Consider the following 20,506-nt stretch of genomic DNA (forward strand, 5'->3'; position numbering starts at 1 on the left):
GCATTTTGTGCCACCTAATGTTGACCTCGAGCATGGTGAATAGCCGTGTAAATACGGGAGTTTGTGGGGTTATTAGTTAGGGAGGCCGTGCTTCTTTTGTCATTCGTCGGTCGATTTGGGTCATTCGTCGCCAATTTCCTTTGATAATTGCAAGCCTAAAGGGTCCAAATGATCTATTAGCGCTACCTTTGGCTTCCCTTTTCTGGATTGAATAATTCACGGTGACTGCGATTCTACTGAATACCATTTTTAAACGGTTGTCCCTGCGGTGTTCGTTAGGGCTTTTGATGGCTTGTGGAGTTTCTGGAAGTATTGCCCAAGTCTTCGTTGCTTCCGACGGTCTTGTGATAAACTCCTGTTCAGGTACGTTCTATGATTCTGGTGGAGCGGCCGGTAACTACGGTAATTCTGAAACGTTCACCGTTGTGCTATGCCCCACAGGAGGCTCGGGCGCTGGTCCTGCTTCATCGGTCACGTTCACACAATTCGCGGTTCAGCCTTTAGCGGGTAGCGATATACTGGTAGTGTATAACGGAGCAACCACCGCGGCTCCGATCCTAGCGACGGGTAGCTCTACCAATGATCTTACAGGTCAATCGTTTCTAGCTACCGGAGCAACGGGTTGTCTAACCTTCCAGTGGACCAGCAATGCCACAGTAGTTGCTTCAGGGTGGGCCGCCACGATCATCACAGGACCGGAAGCCGGTGTTAGTGGATCGCGTACCGTCTGTGATAATGGATCAGCGTTCAATTTGATCACGCTGCTTACCGGTAGCCCTGACCCCGGCGGAGCTTGGACAGGCCCCAATGGTCTTCCGGTTGCTGCTACATTCACGCCAGGTAGTTCCGCTTCTGGCATCTACACCTATACCGTACTTGGCACACCACCATGTGCCGCAGCTTCGGCCACTGCAACCATAACACAAGTTGTAGCGCCAAACGCTGGTACAAGTGATGCAGCGACCATTTGCAGCAGTGATGCGCCGTTTCCAATGCGCCCACTTTTAGGCGGAACGCCTGCAGCGACAGGGTCATGGACCGGTCCAGTTAGTGGAGTTGCACATGCAGCGACTTATACTCCTGCAACGGATATTAGTGGTGTGTATACGTATACGGTTTTAGGAACAGCACCTTGCCTGGATGCAACAGCAACGCTTACAATTACTGAAAGGCAAGCACCCAATGCTGGGACCAACGGAACCAGAACGGTATGTAGCACCGATGGAAATTTTCAGCTCAGCACAAGTTTGGGAGGAACTCCGGACGCAGGAGGTACATGGACCACACAAGGTGGTGGGGCATTTTCAGGTACATTCATTCCAGGTACAAGTTCGGCAGGTGTGTACACCTATACGGTTGCAGGTCTCGCGCCATGCGCGAATGCAATTGCCACGGTTACGGTAACAGTGAATGATCCACCAAATGCGGGTAGTAACGCGCAGGTTATAAAGTGTTCGAACGCATCGAACTTCTCATTGTTCGATTCACTCGGTGGAACACCCGCTGCGGGAGGCACGTGGGTTGGCCCCACTGGTCTGGCCCATCCTGTAACATATAATATGGCCACCGATGTGCCCGGTGCATACACATATACTGTGGCTGGTGCAGCACCATGTGCCAGTGCTTCCGCAGTGGTTACGGTTTCCATTGTTCAACAACCTGTTGCAGGAAATAACGGAACGTTCACAACCTGTTCAAATGGTCCATCATTCGGTCTCTTTGCATTGCTCGGTGGCTCACCGAATGCTACTGGATCATGGACGACGCCGGCTAGTGCTCCGCATTCAGGCACATTCGCTCCAGGAACTGACGTCGCTGGTGCGTATACGTACACCGTTGTTGGCACTGCTCCCTGTGCAAATGCTACGGCAACGGTTACGATCACGGTTGTATCTCCACCCAATGCAGGAACGAACGGCACGATAACGATCTGTAGTGATGCAAGCAATGTGAATTTGTTTACACTGCTCGGTGGTTCTCCGGCAATAACGGGCACATGGACCAGACCCGATGGTACTGCGCATAATGGGACATATATCCCGGCAACGCAACCAGGTGGCAGCTACACGTATACGGTTGTAGGTACATCACCATGCGCGAGTGCCTCTTCTGTTGTGCAAGTGAACAGGGTGCTTGCACCGAATGCAGGGATCAATGGATCGATCACGGTCTGTAGCACCAATGGACCGTTCAACTTGATCACGGCTTTGGGTGGCACACCGAATGGAAGCGGTACTTGGCTCGGTCCGTCAATGACGACTGTGCTTGAAATGTTCACCCCAGGAACAAGTACACCGGGAACGTACACATACGTTGTACAGGGTACTTCACCATGTGTAAATGATACGGCATTCGCAACGGTGAACGTTATCGCTGCACCAAATGCAGGAAACAATGCAACAATCACAGTGTGTAGTAGCGCTGCGCAATTCGCATTGATCACGGCTTTGGGAGGAACACCACAGGCGGGTGGATCATGGACGAGACCGGATGGTACGGCTTTGCCCAGTGGCAATTACCAACCGGGCATCTCGCAAGTAGGTGGATACACATACACCGTTGCAGGGACAACACCTTGCCTTTCTGCCTCGGCCGTTCTGGTAGTGAACGAGAATAGACAGCCCGTTGCTGGAACCAGTGCCGCATTTCAACGCTGTTCAACGGATGGTCCTGTTCAGCTATTCACGATCCTCGGCGGCACACCGGATGCGGGTGGCGTATGGACCGGACCCGGCGGCGCGAGTACGGGCGTCTTCATTCCTGGTACAAGTATGCCCGGTATATACACTTATACCGTGACTGGCGTTGCACCGTGTACCAACGCAACAGCAACAGTCACCGCAACTGTGAACCAAGGTCCGGATGCAGGATCGAATGGAACCGCTACGGTTTGTGCGGACCTTGCTTCCATTGACCTATTTCCCTTATTGGGTGGCACACCAGATGTCGGCGGAACATGGGTAGCAACGAATTCAACCGGACACCTCACTGGTTCAACATTTACACCGCCTGGGCTCCCTCCAGGAACATACGATTTTACGTACACCGTCGACGGGATCGGGTTGTGTGCTGCAGATGTATCCACGGTTCAGGTGATCATTGTACCTGCACTTAATGCGGGCACGAACGGGGCGCTCAATGTATGTAGAACGAATGCATCCGTGGATCTATTTACAGGGCTTACAGGTTCACCACAGACTGGCGGAACATGGGCGGACCTCTCTGCAACCGGAGCACTGAGCGGTCAGATCTTCAATGCGACCATGGTTACTGCTGGAACCTATACGTTCAATTATACATTGGCCGGAACACCTTCCTGTGCTGCTTCAAGCGCCCAAGTTTCCGTAACGGTGAATAGTGCGCCGAACGCGGGTCAGAATGGATCTACGACCACATGCAGCAACAGTGCTGCATTCAACATGTTACCCTTTTTGGGTGGATCCCCTCAGGGTGGCGGTGATTGGTTCAGAGGTGCTGTAGCACACGGTGCATCGTACGATCCCGCAGTGGATATATCAGGCACATTCACGTATCGTGTACTAGGTGCCGGACCTTGCGCAAATGCTACAGCTACACTTACTGTTACGGAGGTAATTGCGCCAAATGCTGGCACTTCCGCAAACACTTCAGTGTGCTCGAACAGTACGCAATTCAACATGACCTCCCGATTGGGTGGTACGCCGCAAGCAGGGACGTGGTCCTTCAATAGCCAACCACACGGGCCTTTGTTCATCCCCGGTGTGGATCCGCAAGGCGTATATATCTTCACTGTGGTGGGTCAAACGCCTTGTGCAAATGCAACATCCAGCCTTTCGGTGTCCGTTGAAACAGCGGCTTCTGCGGGGGCGAACGGAACCAGCACAGTTTGTAGTAATAATTCTGTATTCCTGTTGATCAGCGTTCTGGTCGGAGCGCAACCAGGAGGCACGTGGGTCGGACCGGATGCGCTGCCTCATGATGGGGTCTATACTCCCGGGACCAGCATGCCCGGAGCGTATGTGTACACGGTCACTGGCGATCCACCATGTCTGAACAGTTCGGCTACGGCAACCATCATTGAGAATCGCAGACCGGTTGCGGGTACCAATGGCTCGTTGAATATTTGTTCGAACGGTGGAAGTGTTCAATTGATCACTGGATTGAACGGTACGCCGGATGCTTCGGGGTCTTGGACCGGTCCTGGCGCAAGTGCAAGCAATGGCGTTTTTGTACCGGGTACTTCTACTGTAGGTACCTATACATACAGGGTTGTAGGAGCGGCACCATGCACCATTGATAGTTCACAAGTAGTTGTGACATTGGCAGCGCCACCAAATGCAGGTGGCTCTAATTCCATATTCGTGTGTAACCCATCACAAGGGTTCAACATGATCACGCGGTTGACCGGTACGCCAGCTGCAGGAGGTGTTTGGACAGGGCCTGCACCTTCAACAAATACCATGGATGGCTTTTTCATTCCTGGTAATACGCCTCCTGGTACGTATACATACACCGTTCCTGGAACAGGTACTTGTCCGAATACGTCGTCCACGTTGACGATCGGCGTTAATCCAGCGTCCAATGCAGGAGAAAATGGAAATGCTACGTTATGCAGCACTGGAGGTCTCACCCCACTATTCCCTTATCTAGGTCCATCGGCACAAACAGGTGGGGGTTGGAACTATAGACCGACACATGCTTCCCACCCCGGTGTTTTTAATACGGCATCCGATCCTGTAGGGGTCTATGTCTACACAGTGTTGGGATTGCCTGGTTGTCCCAGCGACTCCAATATCGTGAACGTTGCCGTGAACATAGCTCCCAATGCAGGCAGTGGAAATGCGCTGATCACCATCTGTGATGATGATGATCCGATCAATATGTTCACCCTGCTTATTGGCGCAACACCTAATCCAATTTCTTATTGGGTGAGTGCATCTGGTGCGTCTCATAGTAATTTCTATCTACCCGGTGTGGATACAGCCGGTGTCTTTGTCTATACATCTACAGGGGTGGCTCCTTGCCCAAATGCAACTGCAGAGGTCAACGTCATCGAACAGCACGCACCCGATGCGGGAAGCAATGGAGCACGTCAAGTGTGTAGCAGCGATCCTGAATTCCCGCTATTCGATGTGCTCAGTGGTAGTCCGGAGACCGGCGGAGATTGGTACGACCCAGATGGCGTCCAAGTAGGAGATAATTACACGCCTGGGTATTCACAACCGGGGATCTACAAGTACAAGATCATGGCAACTGCCCCGTGTTCTGCTGATAGCGCAACGGTGAATATCATTGAAACGCCAGAGTCCAATGCTGGTATCAATACGGTAGCGCCATTGTGTTCGTCGGATGGGGTAATTGCATTGATCGATCTGCTTGGAGGTAACCCGGATACCGATGGATCCTGGACCTTGAACAATAACGCTATCGGTCCCAACCTCGGCACGGATACGGCAGCAAACGGCGCGTACACCTATACTGTGTTAGGAGACGGTCCTTGTGATGATAAGACCGCTCAGGTCCAGATAACGATCTCACAAGCACCGAATGCAGGGAGCGATGCGCAGATCACCACATGTGTGGGTGCTGGCTCGGTAAACCTGCTCGCTGCGCTAGGCACCTCGGTTACGGTCGGTGGCACATGGACGAATGTGAATAGCGCTGGTGTTGTTTCACCAACAGGCCAACTCAACATATCAGGAGTCACACCTGGAACCTACAACTATATCTACACATTGACCGGTGCAGGTTCTTGCGGTAATGCCAGTTCGACCGTTATGGTTACCGTGACCAATGCGCTGAATGCAGGTAATAATTCAGACGTAACGGTCTGTGAAACACAATCTCAAGTTGTGTTATTTGATCTATTGACCGGTAACCCGCAAGGTGGCGGAACATGGCAGGATCTGGGTGGTAGTGGTGCATTGATCGGCGGAACGGTTTTCGATGCAACTGCTGTTCCTGTTGGATCATCGTGGATGTTCAAATACCTTTTGTCCAGTTCGGCTACTTGTCCAGCGGATTCGGCAATAGTAACTGTTAACGTAGTGGATGCTCCTTTCGCAGGAGCAAATGGCGGTACTACGGTATGCTCTTCAAGTGCATCCTTCAATTTGATCATTCAGCTCAATTCGAACCCTGATGCAGGTGGGTCCTGGTTCAATAATGTGTGGGCTCCGCATCCAGCTACGTTCAACCCTGGAAGTGAACCGACCGGTACTTTTCATTATGTCGTAGCAGCCATAGCGGGTTGCCCTGCGGATACTGCGACTACGGTCATCACGGTTAGGCCCGCGGCAATTGCGGGAATTGCGAGCCAGAACTACGCAACGTGTTCAAATGATGGTGTTACTGTTTTGTTCGACCTACTCGGGCCTACTGCACAGACCGGTGGTTCATGGACCTTCAACGGAAACCCGCATGTAGGGAATGGTATCTATACACCGGCCATTGATGCACCGGGTACATATACGTATACAGTTACGGCACAAGCGCCCTGTGCACCTGCAACCGCCAACATCATCGTTGCTGAACCAATTGCTCCGAACACGGGGTGTGATGGGGCTGGAACGCTTTGCTCCAGCGGAAATACAATAAACCTTTTCACGCTGCTTGGTTGTGGCCCACAGACGGGTGGTGTATGGAAGGATCCGGATGGAAATATCCATACAGCATCATTTGACCCAAGTAACGATGCCGCTGGTTCATATACCTACTTGATAACCGGCTCGTCACCATGTGAGTCCGATTCTTCAGTAGTGGTGATGACCGTGGTGGTGGGGGGAAATGCCGGAGTACCAACAACGCTCAATGTTTGCACTGGTATTGATTCATTGAACGTGTTCGCTGCACTTGGCCCGAACGCTGCACCAGGTGGTTCGTGGACTGATGTGAATAGTTCCGGTGCGTTGGCTGGTAATGTGTTCGACCCATCAAGCGCGGGAGTTGGGACATGGATATTGCGGTATTCGTTCGCGGCGAACCCACCTTGTTCGGCGGCCTCCAGCGATGTCACTGTTGTAGTTGGTCTGGGTTCTAACCCGGGCACGGATAGTTCCGCCGTGGTTTGCGGGTCCGATGCACAATACATTTTGTTCAATGCGCTTGGCGGGAATCCTGATGGTGGTGGTGTTTGGTCATCTCCTGCTGGTTCTATTGCACTTGTCGATTCGGTAACAGGAGCATTGAACGCTACGTTGATCTTGCCAGGTAACACGGAAACATTCGTTTATAGTACGTCTGATGCCCAATGTGGGAACCAGTTCGCCACGGTAACGGTTACGACTTCCTCGTTTCCGAACGCTGGTATTGGCGGTTCCGTTCAATATTGTACAACAGCTGCGCCTTTCGATCTGTTTTCTGAGCTTGGCGGAACGCCTGAGTTGAATGGTACTTGGACAGGCCCTCAGCCTGGTTTCAATGGAACATTTGATCCGAGTACTGATCCTGCTGGTAACTATTCGTATATCATACCAGGAAACAATATCTGTCCAGATGGAGTAGCTACGCTTGCATTGTTCAGCAATTCTCCTGCGGACCCCGGTCAGGATGCATCCGTATTGGTTTGTGATACGACGGATTCCCTTGGATTGCTTCCATTGCTGAGTGGTACACCTCAGGCCACTGGTACATGGCAGGATCTCGATGGTACCGGTGAACTGGACGGTGGGAACTTGAATACCACGAACATCCAGCCAGGTAATTACGATTTCTTGTATACGATCAACGTTCCCGGTTGCGGCCCTTATAGCTCAACGTTGAGCGTGGATGTTGTTTCCAGCCCGCGGATCGATACGGCCATCACGATCTGCAATTTGGTGGATCGCACCTATACCGTGCTCTTCAATATCCTAGGTGGAGACACGGGATCTTATGTTGTGAGCGGAGCTGAAGGTTCAATAGACCCTGCGCAGAACTATGCGTTCACCAGTACACCTGTTGTTACAAGCGCTGACTTCGAAGCATTCATTACCGATGCCTATGGATGCGGATCTTACCGTATTGTCGCATCATCACCGTGTGATTTCGTTACGGAGATCTTTATTCCAGAGACCTTCTCTCCCAATGGAGATGGTATAAATGAAACGTTGATCATTCCCGGAATTGAAGGATTCCCGAAAAACAGCATTAGCATCTTCAATCGTTGGGGTGCCAAAGTGTTCGATGCAGTCGGATATGATAACGTAAAAGTTCTTTGGAACGGCACCTCGAACGGAGCGATCATGGGAGAACTTGCACCGACAGGTACTTACTTCTATGTGCTGGATCTTGGTACCAGCAAAGCGCCTTTCACCGGATACATCTACTTGAACAGATGATCCATCGCCGACATATCATCAAAGCGATCGGGATGATCTGCGCAATGGCACCACTGCCTTGTGTTGCTCAACAGGATCCCATGTACAGCCAGTACATGTTCAATACGTTGGCCTTCAACCCGGCCTATGCGGGCAGCGCCGATGTGTTTACGATCATGGCGCTCAGTCGCCATCAATGGGTCGGTTTCGAAGGAGCTCCGGCAACGCAGACCTTCGCATTGCACACACCATTGAAAAGTAAAAAGATCGCATTGGGATTCTCTGCCATCAATGATAAGATCGGACCAACGAAACAGACCGGAGCTTATTTGGATCTTGCTTATCGCATACGGACCGGAGAAAAAACTCAGCTTGCCTTCGGACTTAAAGGCGGAGTTAATCTCTACAAAGCGGACCTAAGTTCGCTCTCCAGTGTTGATCCCGATCCAGCAAGTGTGAACATTTCCTCCACCATTCTCCCCAACTTCGGTTTTGGCCTTTTCTGGCATAGCCCCACATACTACATCGGACTTTCAGCACCTAAGTTGCTAACGAATTCTATCGATGCTGCAAGTGCAACGGCATTGGTCACATCCACCGAAGCACGCCATTATTTCCTTATGGGAGGTTATGTCTTTGAATTGGATCGTGACCTGAAATTCAAACCGTCGGTTATGATGCGTGTGGTAGAGGGAGCACCGCTCTCTTTGGACCTGAATGCTAATTTCCTGTTCCGCGAAAAGATCTGGTTCGGTGCCATGTACCGTGTAGGAAATTCATTCGGAGTGATGGGCCAATATCGTATTACGGATCAATTCCGAGCAGGTTATGCGTTCGATCTTACAACCACAAAGATCGGTGCATACAATGCCGGTACGCATGAGCTCATGTTGAGCTATGATCTGAAATTCGTGAACGGAAGAACCATATCGCCGCGCTATTTCTGAACCCATGTTATTCCGCATAGCCATAGTCGTTATTGGTTTGTTCTCAATGGGATCAGCCATTGCTCAGACCAAAGCGGACTATCACGTGAATGAAGGGGATAAGTTCTTCGAACAAATGGCTTATTCACGGGCCATTCCGGAGTACACGATCGCTGCAGAATTAGGTGCGGTCACTGAACACGTTACACGACGTCTTGGCAAAAGCTACATGCAAATAGGAAAGACCATGGAAGCCGAACAATGGTTCGCTTCCGCGGTGAAGTTCATGAGCCGTGAGCCAATGGACATGTACAATTATGCCGAAGTACTGAAAAGCAACGGACGATACGAAGAAGCTGAGGAATGGATGGATCGTTATCTTTTGGTATCTTCCGATGATGCGAATGTTCGGCGGAGCAATATCAACGGCTTTGCAAAAAAACTTTCGCAGGATACTGATCGGTTCACTGTCCGTTCTGTTGGTATCAATACACCGTTCTCGGATTTTGGTACATGTTGGCTAGGGAACGATAAAGTGCTGTTCTCAAGCTCAAGGAACCTTACTACGATCGTTGAGCGAAGGGCTGCTTGGAATGATCAACCCTTTCTGGACCTCTTCACCGCAGAACGAGGATCGGATATGGATCTTTCGAACGCCAAGGTCGTGGAAGGCGATGTGAATACGAAGTTACATGAAGGGCCTGCTACTGCTAGCAACAGCGGAGATGCGATCTGGTTCACCCGTAACTCATTCTTCAAAGGTCGAAAACAGAAAAGTCAGAACGGGATCAGTAGGTTAGGAATTTACAAAGCATATCCGAAGAACAATGGATGGGGCAATGTGGAACAGTTCCTGTTCAACAATCCTGAGATCTCCGTTGGTCACCCAGCCCTTTCCGTGGATGGCAGAACACTCTATTTCGTAAGTGACATGCCAGGTGGGTATGGCGGATCCGATATTTACGTATGCCGTGACCAAGGTGGTCAGTGGGGCGAGCCTGAGAACTTGGGCAATTCCATTAATACGTCCCGTGACGAACTGTTCCCGTTCATTAGTGCGAAAGGCACATTGTACTTCGCGAGCAACGGCCACCCGGGCCTAGGCGGTCTGGATGTATATGCCGCGCAGCGTATGGAGAATGGCATGTACAAGTCTGCTGTTAATGTAGGAGCACCGGTCAATGGACCGAAAGATGACTTTGCGTTCATCATTGATGCTGAGGATAAGCATGGCTATTTCTCCAGCAACAGATCCGGTGGTATGGGTGATGATGATATTTATCGCTTCGATATGTTGGCCCCATTGGATGAACGCTACCTATGTACAGGGCATGTGATCGATGATGAATTCGAAATACCTGTGATAGCTGCGGAAGTTCAATTATATGATGCGGACAAGAAACTGATCGGTACAGCATTCACGGATGCGAATGGTGAATACACGTTCCCAGTTGAAAAGAACAAAGCTTACCGCGTGGTCGCCAAGATGGCCGGTCGCTACGATGGCCAAGGACATTTCAGTACGGAGAATATTGAGCAGGAACAGATCACCACGCGTGATGTGCACTTGGTTGCGGATGCAGGTGTCTGGATGCGCGGTGCGGTTTCCTATAAGGACAGGCTTGGTTTCATCGAAGGCATGAACATCAGCGTGGTGAATACCAGTAGTTTTTCTTCGGAGGCGACCAGATCCGGTTCCGGGGGCGACTTCAGTATGCGCTTGCAGACCAACGAGGAGTTCGAGGTGCTCTTTGAGAAAGCAGGGTTCTTCGGGCAAAGCGTTCCGGTTTCAACCATCGGTATAAAGCAAGGAGTGATCGACCTGAATCAAGCGCGTGATCTTCGATTTGAACCGATCGTTCTCGACAGTGCTATTGCCCTCAAATTCGTTCGTTGGAACAGTTCGTCTGCTACATTGGACCCTCTGGCCAAGACGGAGCTTGATGCGCTGGCAGAACGTATGCTGGTGAACCCACAATTGGTGATCGAGATCTGCGTATACACGGACGCTCGTGGTGATGTGACCAAGCATCAGCCTATGACCCAGAAACAAGCGGAAGCAGCTACGGCCTATCTGGTGAGCAAGGCGGTGCCGAAGGAAAGGCTTGTGGCAAAAGGTTTTGGTAGCAGCAGGATCCTGAACAGGTGCGTTGCCGGAACTGAATGCTCGGATGAAGAACATGCCGTGAACAGACGGACGGAATACAAGGTGGTCAAGGTGTTGTAATGGTCTACCGCAAAGCCTTCATCGCGTAGCCTTCATTTCTCAGGTATTCCAGCGTCCGTGGAAGTGTGTAGCGCAACCGTTCTTCCGCCTTTACGCTATCATGAAATACCACGATGGAGCCGGATCTGATATTCCTTGTTACATTCTTCAGACATTGCTCTGGCGTTGAGCGCATATCGAAATCTCCGCTTAGGACATCCCACATCACGATCCGGTATCGGTCCTTAAGCTCGTGAACCTGGTCATTCGTTATGCGCCCATAAGGCGGTCTGAATAGTAGCCTTTCACTTCCATTCACACCAAGCCCCAACGCGTTTTCGGCGCCTTGCACATCGTCGATATAGCTTGCTGTTGGTGTATTGGTTCCGCGCAAATGACTCCACGTATGGTTGCCAATGGTATGGCCTCCTTCCGTGATCTTTTTTAGGATCTCGTGATTCTCGGATGCGTTCTTGCCAATACAGAAGAACGTGGCTTTTGCATTGTAAGTAGCTAATTGTTCGAGCACCCACGGCGTTACATGGGGGATCGGTCCATCATCGAACGTCAAGTATACCGCACGTTCCTTGCGTTCCATATTCCAGATCCGCCCAGGATAGAGCAGTTTTAATACGGAGGGCGTTCGAGCGAAATACATTCGAGCTAGTGATAGCAACGGCTTAAAATACAACAGCGGACCGATGCCATAGCTCCGATCCGCTGCTCCATTCGATCCGTTCAGAACGACTGTCTGGTGGTACGACGTCCTTCGCCTTGCAATTCCAATTGCTTGGCTTGATACGAGTCCTCCATTATTCGGAAACGATCTTCCAGTAATTTTCCCTTTGCTGTATCAGAACGCGATGTCACGGATGCCAATCGTCCCATAACAGCATGTGCAATTGCCATTTCATTGTTCAAATGACTTGCGAAGCGTGGTTCCAGACTATTGAAATACACCATGTTCTCTTCCATGATCGTAAAGATCCGCTCGCTCAGTTCGTTCCCTTTCTCGATCTCGCCGATCGCGTAGTAGGCTTCTACGGTCGGTAAAAGGATCCGGTCATAGGGAACATTGTGTTCCGGCATCTTGTTGAGCGAAAGGTCAAGGATCGTAAGTGCTTTGTCGTCCTTTCCTTGGGCGATCAACTCTTCAGCAAGACTGCTTAGTTGCAATCGTAGGTTGGTGGTCATGCGCAGGATGTTCTCATCAAGATATACCGGCTCCTGACTGTCCATATTGCCCCACAGGAATTTCGTGGTTACGTTCTCGTACATGATATCCGCGGCTACGCGACCTTGCGTATTCGGGTTGGAGCTTTCGCTTTTTACAGGTACCAGACGATAGGTGAGTCCTTCCAATTGGAAGTGGTCCTGTAGGTTGATGTAGCTATCCGGTCCGGTCGTCACTGCGAAGTAAATGGGACGCTCCCAATCGTTGTGTGCCAAAAGGTCCAAAACCATCAGGCTGTTCTTCAAGAGCATTTGCCGCGGGATCTCGAAGTCCACACTGCGCACCCAATTCGTATCCGCAGCCGAGAGCGTACCGTTGCCGAATACTGTTGCGCTATCCACAGGAATACTGAATTTGTTGGTCGGGAAATACGAGTCACGAACACCGCGTTGGAACAGCACTTCGGTGTTCTTCGGATTGCTAACGAACTCCATCATTTGTTTGATGTTGCGGTAACCATCATTCCCACGCGGCATCAACGCCACAACGTCCCTCGTTCCTTGGCGATAGAGCTCAGGTGCCATTCCGAAAGGAACTGGTTCGCTCTCATAGGCCTTCCTGCGTTGCTGATCGATGTACCAATCAGTGTTCAGCAGGCTTAGGTTCACTACGCGGATATCCGTGCGTATGCCTTCAACTTCCTGTGCATACCAAAGTGGGAACGTATCGTTGTCGCCATTGGTGAAGAGGATCGCATTCGGGGCACAACTTTCAAGATAGTTGCTTGCCAGGTCACGTGCTGGTTTTCGGATGCTACGGTCGTGATCGTCCCATCCTTCTGCAACCATGATCAACGGTACGGTAAGTCCGATCAATGTAGCAAGTACGCCAGCAACTGTTTCGTTTTTCAGCGCTTTGCCTAATACATGGAACAGGGCAATAGCACCTCCTCCCAGAAGCGCGATATAGAGCAATGTGTATGACGTTGCATGGTCATCACCAAGTACGGTTTCCACAACATATTTCAGAATCCCGATACCTAATGCAACACCTAGGACCGAAATAAGTTCCTTTTGAGTAAGCGTACGTGCAGCATCATATAACGCGAACACACCAAGGCCTATCCATATCGCGAATGCATAGAAGGATCCTACATAAGCATAATCACGTTCTCGTGGCTGATACGGTGTTTGGTTCAGGTAGATCACGATGGCCACACCGGTGAATAGGAACAGAAGCGCGACTACGGAGCCATCTTTACTATGCCTTACAATTTGATAAAGCATGCCGATAAGACCCAGTATCAACGGCAAATAATAGAACCTGTTGAATGCTTTGTTATTGGTCATGCTCGGAGGTAACTGATCCTGATTTCCCAGCCGTTCCGCATCAATAGGTTTTATACCGGATAGCCAATTGCCATCCATGCTGTTCCCGTGGCCCTGCACATCATTCTGCCTTCCAGCAAAATTCCACATGAAGTACCTGCCGTACATCCAGTCCATCTGGTAGGAGAAGAAGTAACGCATGTTCTCCACGAACGTAGGCTTGAACACGATCGTTGGTTTATTCTCCCGATCGGTGGTCCGTATCGGCGTTCCCTTGAAATCACTCCAGCTCTTGTACGCATCTTCGTGATTGGCCTGAGCGCTGTACATGCGGGGGAAAAGCATCGTGAAATCCGGATCATACACTACCTCGGTTCCTTTGCGTGGGTCGGTAATGATGTATTCGTGATCCACCGTATGGTCAGGATGCTCTGCTAGGAAATGTTGTGCGCTCCAGCGGTCGTAGAATTTCTTAATTGGTCGATCGTTCTTCTTGATCAGATAGGTGGCCGTGTATACAGGAGTCCCGTCCAAACGCTCATTCGAATAGGGTGAATCCCAGAACTGACCGCTCAATAGTGGGCGGTCCCCATATTGTTCACGGTTCAAATAACTTAATAGGTTGAACACGTTCTCCGGATTGTTCTCGTCGATCGGTGGATTAGCAGCACTGCGAATTACGATCATCGCGTAGGTGCTGTATCCAATAAGGATCACGCTTACACCGAGGATGACGGTGTTCCAAAGGACCAGCCCATTGCGTTGCGTGTAACGGATCCCAAATACGATCAGTCCCACCAAAAGAAGGATGTAGATCAGGTTGCCGGAATTGAAGGGCATGCCCATTTCATTCACGAACAGCAATTCGAATTTGCTGGCCACTTTAACAAGGCCCGGAATAATGATCGCTTGTATTGCACCAAGGATCACGGCCGATGCGATGAACGTTTTTACGATACCGAGCGTGGTAACTTCATACCGTTTGAAGTAGTAAACGAAGGCGATCGCAGGGATGCAAAGCAGGTTCAATAGGTGAACTCCAATGCTGAGGCCCATCAAATAGGCAATGAGTATGAGCCAGCGCGTGCTATGCGGCTCGTTGGCCTCGCTTTCCCATTTGAGAATGGCCCAGAATACAATGGCCGTAAAAAAGCTGGACAGCGCATAAACCTCACCTTCTACAGCACTGAACCAGAAACTATCACTCCACGTGTATGCCAATGCGCCAACAACACCACTACCCATGATCGCGATCACAGCGCCTAGTGTTACCACAACTCCATTGCGCGTGGCCAACTTGTACGCCATATGCGTTATGCTCCAGAACAGGAACAATATGGTAAAGGCGCTTGCCATAGCGCTCAACACGTTCACGGCGTATGGAACGGTCTCCGGATCAACGAATGCGCCAGCTAGTCTGGCCAAGATCATGAAAAGTGGGGCTCCTGGAGGGTGGCCGACCTCTAATTTGTACGCCGTGGCGATGAATTCACCGCAATCCCAGAAACTGGCAGTGGGTTCTATGGTTGCGATATAGGTCCAACTGGCGACCAAGAACACAAGCCAACCGGTGATAATGTTCAGTTTTTTGTACGGCATACTCCTCTGGGGGCGAAACGATAAGCCGCGAAAATACCAAAGTAGTTGGTGGAACCACCCTCCGAATAGCGGATCTTGTTAAATTTGCACCTCCTTAAGCCAATATGGTCGCTTAAAGAATGTGAAATTGTCCGATGGTGTAATTGGCAACACGTCTGGTTTTGGTCCAGAAGAGTCCAGGTTCGAGCCCTGGTCGGACAACAAAATAACCCCGCGAAAGCGGGGTTTTTTTTGTCCGATCAGGGTGAGAAGTTTATCCCGCACAGCGCTTCAGCGCAGATGCGGGAAGCCCTGGTCAGACAACAAAATGCCCCACGAAATTGGGGTTTTTTTGTTTTACGAGCGTGGTGAGAAGTTTATCCCGCACAGCGCTTCAGCGCAGATGCGGGAAGCCCTGGTCAGACAACAAAATGCCCCGCGAAAGCGGGGTTTTTTTGTGCCGGGCATGGGGAGAAATTCATCCCGTACAGCGCTTTAGCGCAGATGCGGGAAGCCCTAGTTGCAAAACAAGAAACCCCTGCAATGGCAAGGGCTTCTTTAATAAATTGGATTCGTCGGTCACTCCACCACGAACCGGATCATTTCCGAGCGATCGCCGTGTTGTGAACGCACCATATACACACCACTTCGAAGTGTGGAGATCGGTAGGTCGATCCGTTGCGGTCCACCTGCCAGATTACCGTTGTACAATTCAATAAGTTTTCGCCCTGTAACATCGATCAAGTCAATGACCACTTGGTCACTGGACGGCATTTCGATCAGTAGTTGAGCATTGTCCTGAGCGGGATTCGGGATGATCATCAATGAGCCACTGTTCGCTGAAAGCTCTTCAAGCCCGACCGGCATACCATTCAGGTTGATGTCATCTACATAGATGTTATTGCCTCCATAGCTTTCACTCTCGAATTTGATCCGGAAATCCGAGGTATGGTATGAGCTGCTGATATTGGTCACTTCAGCATAGCCCCATTGATCGCCAGAGGGAACGAAGCTGCTTGAAACCGTTCCTCCGGCAGTGTTCAGGTCACTGGATCCGCGTAATTGCTTTCTCATGGACCATGTGTCACCACAATTGTTGGAGACGTACAGCCTCAAACGATCGTCGTTGGTGGTATTGCGCTGAGCGTATGCGTAGCGGAACGTGACAACGATCTCAGTGGCATTCGACATGTCGAACGGTTCGGAATAGAATTCGTCCAATTGCGTTGTCATTGAAGCGGTATTCAATAAACGAACACTGTTACTTCCCGAGAATGCGGCTGCATTCGTTAGTTGGAATGTATTGTTGTTGTCCGGATCATACACCGTCCAAGAAGATCCATTCAATGAGCTAATGCTCTCAAAGCCTTCATTGAATGGTACCGCTGCACCAGGGTTGGCCAACACGGTTATTAGATCGTTGGTCGTTACGGACAAATTCGTTGTGCCGTCGGTCACATCCAATGTTACCGCGTAGTTTCCGGCAGTGGTGTAGGTCACTGATGGGTTCGGGTCCGTGGATGTGTTGGGTGTGCCGCCAGGAAAGCTCCAGGTCCGTGAGCTAACACTGTTGTAGCTCACATCGCTGAATGTGACCGTACTGCCTGCGCATATTTCCTGAATACTGCTTGTGAACTCTGCTGCGCACAGGATAGCTGGTGAGCCCACACCGGTCGCATTCAAGTTGTTCGTTGTCCAAAGACTGCTTCGCTGTGCTGTGCCGCTGTTCAATGCAGCGATCATACGTGTCTTCTGTCCCTCGGTGAACATCTTGGAGCAATAGCTGTAATCCATGTAGTTCTCAACATTGTCCAAACTGCCACACGAAATACCGCTCAATACACAGCTCGTCCAACCCACGGTATTCGGTGTATCACTAACGCTGTCGTCATCTGAGCAATTCGATGTTACAATGGGTTCGTTCGAATCACCCCATGTGTGTTTCAGATTCAGCCAATGGCCTGTCTCGTGCGTCAATGTACGTGAGCGGCCGGGGGAACTGGTTCCGATCGCACCTGTATAATTGTGCAATAGCACAATGCCATCCCCAGTGGGGAAAAAGTCAGCTGCACCCGGTCGATAGGTATAGCCAGCTGCTCCATCCGCGTAGGCACATACCCATACGTTCATGTACTTGTTCCGTGGCCATTGAATGAGGTCCTTCATGTCCTGATCACCTACGTTCGTAAGCGCAGAAACCGTTCGCGTGATGCCTTTCGTACAATTCCCTTGAGGGTCTTTTTGAGCCAGTGCAAAGTTCACTCCAACGTCAGAAACAATACCTAAGAATTCCGGTCTCACGTTCTGCCAATCGCTGTTCAATTTGTTGAAATCATCATTCAATACACGCATGGCATCAAAGACCTGCTCATCGGAAATATTCTCAGGACCATTCTCGTGAATGATATGGAATACCACCGGAATGGTATAACTCCCACCACCTCGTGAAGCGTCCAGGGCAAATTCCTGGGTGAATACCTCCAACTCCGCTTCCAAAGTCGCTATCTGTGCTAGTAGAGCTGGGTCTTCCGCGCGCGCAGGGTCCAAAAGGTGGAGGTCGTTCGCTTTACAGCTGAACGGTACATCTCCATTCTGTGCTTGTAACGAAGGCACTGCAATTGCCAAAAGGAGCAACGAGGGTAGGAACAGTTTCATAAAGGAAGGTTTTGGTCCAAATGAGGGGGGTAGTAAAAGTATTGAAGTTCGTCTTAGTTCTGCAAAGTTCCACTGGATCATGGTGCCACTAGTGCGTTACTAAGTTGAGGAATTGCAAAAACCTGACGAAAGCATTCTTGGGAATACGCAGATCCATTCGCTCAATATGAATGATCCACCGTAAATCGGACTGAATAGATCTGATCACCCTGTGCTAGTTGGATCATATAGAACCCGGCTGATAATTCCGATATAGGCAGCGATATTCGTTGCAGACCGACAGCTGGTTTTCCTTGGAATACCGTCTTGACGAGACGCCCCGTTGGGTCGATGATCGAAAGGTCAATTGCAGTTGATCCGGATGATATGAATTGCACGTACGAGGATTCTGTAGCCGGGTTCGGAACTACTTCTAGTTCGTTTTCCGTAGCGGTAAGATCATCAAGCCCCAATGGTGTTCCCGATAGATTTATGTCATCGATGTAGACGTTATTGCCACCATCACTTAGAAATTCGAATCGTATCCGGAAATCACTGGTATGGTAATTGGAGCTTATGTTGTCCACAACGGCGTAACCCCATTCGCTTGGATCATTCGGAACATAGGATCCACTCACGATACCGCCCGTAGTAAGGTCGATCCCGGCGCGTAACTGCTTGCGCATTGACCAGGTCGTTCCGCAATTATTGGAAACGTAGAACCGTAACCGGTCATCGTTATTCGCGTTTCGCATGGCAAACGCATACCGGAAGGAAATGACCACTTCTCCAGCATTGGAGTAGTCATAGGTGGGCGAGTAGATATTGTCCAGACTGCCGACCATGCTGCTATTATTGGTGAGCATGATACTGTTCGCTCCGCTTGACGCTGCACTTGAAGTAAGCTGGAATGTTCCGTTCTGATCAACGTCACGCACGATCCATTCATTATCCGGTATACTGGTCAGTGCCTCGAACCCTTCATTGAACGGAATGGCATAGCCCGTATCTGCATAGACCACGATCAGATCCTGTTGGCTCACGGTCAGGTCGTTCACACCATCACTCACTAGCAATGTTACAGGGTACGTCCCCGCAGCATCGTATTGAATGATGGGTTGTTCATCAGTGCTAGTGCTTGGGGTTCCGCCAGGAAATGTCCACGTGCGCTGCGTTACGCTGTTGTAGCTGATATCCGTGAACTGGACCGTACTTCCAGTGCAGATCTCGGTATTGCCATGCAGGAAATCCGCTGCACAAAGAACCGGGTCCGTGGTAACTCCGGTCTGAGCCAAATTATTCGATTGCCAAAGGTTGGAGCGTTGTGCTATATTACTTGTAAGTGCCGCTATCATCCGGTCTCCTTGACCTACAGTGAACATCTTGCCACAATAGGAATACTCCATGTAGTTCTCCACGTTATCCAAAGGTGATCCGCAGGATGCTGCTTGCAAGAAACAGGATTGCCACCCCACGGTGTTCGGGGTATCCGAAACCCCATCATCGCTAAAGCAATTGTCTTCTTCGCCAGGATCATTCGTACTTCCCCAACAATGCGCTAGGTTAAGCCAGTGGCCTGTTTCATGGCTTAGCACCCTGGAAGTGCCAATGGAGCTCGTGCCAATGGACCCAACGTAATTATGGCCAATGACAATACCATCCGCTTCGGGCCAATTATCCAACCACTGAGGGTAATACGTATAACCAGCTACGCCACTTCCTGCGGACGCTGCAACCCAAATGTTCATGTATTGATCACGAGGCCATTGGATCAACTGCGTCATCTCGAAATCGCCATCATAGGTCTGGGTGGAAACAGTACGCGTTATTCCATTCGTACAGTTCCCTTCGGGGTCAAGCGTTGCTAAACGGAATTCGATGTTCACATCGGCAACAATGTCCAGGAATTCTGGGCGTACGTTCGGCCAGTCCGCGTTCTGTTTCGTGTAATCGTTGGTCAAGATCCTTACGGCATCATAGACCTGGGCATCGGTGATGTTCTCTACGCCATTGTTGTGAATAATGTGAAAAACCATTGGAATGATATACGGTTCGTCACCTCCACGTTCCGCATTGGCTGAAAAGCCTTCTGTTCGAGCATCCAACAACCCTTTTGCATGCATGGCATCCTCGAAAGCACCAGGGGTGTTGTTCAGGTGCTTGGTCAGCTCATCTTGGTTGTTGGCATTGCAACGAAACCCTTCATCATCCTGTTGACCAATAACAGGCATGCAGAACACGGTGAGAATAACTAGTAACAAATTGCGCATGTATAGTTGAAAATTATGGTCGCGAGGAGAGGGGCTGCGAACAATGAGGGAACGTAAAGATATAGGGTCAGCTCGTCTCGGGACCCACCATAAACGGGGCTAACGTGGAAACTC

The 20,506-nt window shown here is 50.4% G+C and carries 7 protein-coding genes and 1 tRNA gene; 4 read left to right on the forward strand and 4 right to left on the reverse strand.

Annotated features, from left to right (window positions below):
• Positions 1-221 precede the first annotated feature (221 nt).
• The 3 genes from IPF95_05795 to IPF95_05805 are packed head-to-tail and all read left to right on the forward strand — an operon-like array spanning position 222 to position 11,429.
• Positions 222-8,297, forward strand: coding sequence for a gliding motility-associated C-terminal domain-containing protein (locus IPF95_05795; protein ID MBK6474207.1), 8,076 nt, complete (start codon positions 222-224; stop codon positions 8,295-8,297).
• A complete protein-coding gene (locus tag IPF95_05800; protein ID MBK6474208.1) occupies positions 8,294-9,223 on the forward strand; it encodes a type IX secretion system membrane protein PorP/SprF in 930 nt (309 codons plus the stop codon). The genes IPF95_05795 and IPF95_05800 overlap by 4 nt, the downstream gene beginning before the upstream one ends.
• A 4-nt stretch (positions 9,224-9,227) precedes the next feature.
• Complete coding sequence (locus tag IPF95_05805) at positions 9,228-11,429, forward strand: carboxypeptidase regulatory-like domain-containing protein (protein MBK6474209.1); 2,202 nt, start codon at positions 9,228-9,230, stop codon at positions 11,427-11,429.
• A 4-nt stretch (positions 11,430-11,433) separates the two neighbouring features.
• On the opposite strand, the gene IPF95_05810 is transcribed toward IPF95_05805, so the two are convergent.
• The gene (locus tag IPF95_05810; protein MBK6474210.1) at positions 11,434-12,066 is read right to left on the reverse strand and encodes a polysaccharide deacetylase family protein; all 633 of its coding nucleotides are present in this window, start codon (positions 12,064-12,066) and stop codon (positions 11,434-11,436) included.
• 80 nt (positions 12,067-12,146) lie between these two features.
• Positions 12,147-15,509, reverse strand: coding sequence for a DUF2723 domain-containing protein (locus IPF95_05815; protein ID MBK6474211.1), 3,363 nt, complete (start codon positions 15,507-15,509; stop codon positions 12,147-12,149).
• 128 nt (positions 15,510-15,637) lie between these two features.
• On the opposite strand from IPF95_05815, the gene IPF95_05820 reads away from it, so the two are divergent.
• Positions 15,638-15,710: transfer RNA gene (locus tag IPF95_05820), tRNA-Gln, on the forward strand.
• Between the two features lie 357 nt (positions 15,711-16,067).
• Here the strand turns inward: IPF95_05820 and IPF95_05825 are convergent.
• Together IPF95_05825 and IPF95_05830 are read right to left on the reverse strand one after the other, a co-directional pair.
• A complete protein-coding gene (locus IPF95_05825) occupies positions 16,068-18,143 on the reverse strand; it encodes a T9SS type A sorting domain-containing protein (protein MBK6474212.1) in 2,076 nt (691 codons plus the stop codon).
• Positions 18,144-18,304: 161 nt separating this feature from the next.
• Entirely contained in the window at positions 18,305-20,392 is a 2,088-nt protein-coding gene (locus IPF95_05830) for a T9SS type A sorting domain-containing protein (GenBank protein ID MBK6474213.1), read from the reverse strand.
• Positions 20,393-20,506: the final 114 nt, after the last annotated feature.

The organism is Flavobacteriales bacterium, assembly GCA_016704485.1.
Lineage (GTDB): Bacteria > Bacteroidota > Bacteroidia > Flavobacteriales_F > PHOS-HE28 > PHOS-HE28.

What these genes read in the sequence shown, in the direction of transcription:
- IPF95_05800 (MBK6474208.1), top strand. Translation starts at nt 8,294, where the DNA reads ATGATCCATCGCCGACATATCATCAAAGCGATCGGGATGATCTGCGCA.
- IPF95_05805 (MBK6474209.1), top strand. Translation starts at nt 9,228, where the DNA reads ATGTTATTCCGCATAGCCATAGTCGTTATTGGTTTGTTCTCAATGGGA.
- IPF95_05810 (MBK6474210.1), bottom strand. Translation starts at nt 12,066, where the DNA reads ATGTATTTCGCTCGAACGCCCTCCGTATTAAAACTGCTCTATCCTGGG.
- IPF95_05815 (MBK6474211.1), bottom strand. Translation starts at nt 15,509, where the DNA reads ATGCCGTACAAAAAACTGAACATTATCACCGGTTGGCTTGTGTTCTTG.
- IPF95_05825 (MBK6474212.1), bottom strand. Translation starts at nt 18,143, where the DNA reads ATGAAACTGTTCCTACCCTCGTTGCTCCTTTTGGCAATTGCAGTGCCT.
- IPF95_05830 (MBK6474213.1), bottom strand. Translation starts at nt 20,392, where the DNA reads ATGCGCAATTTGTTACTAGTTATTCTCACCGTGTTCTGCATGCCTGTT.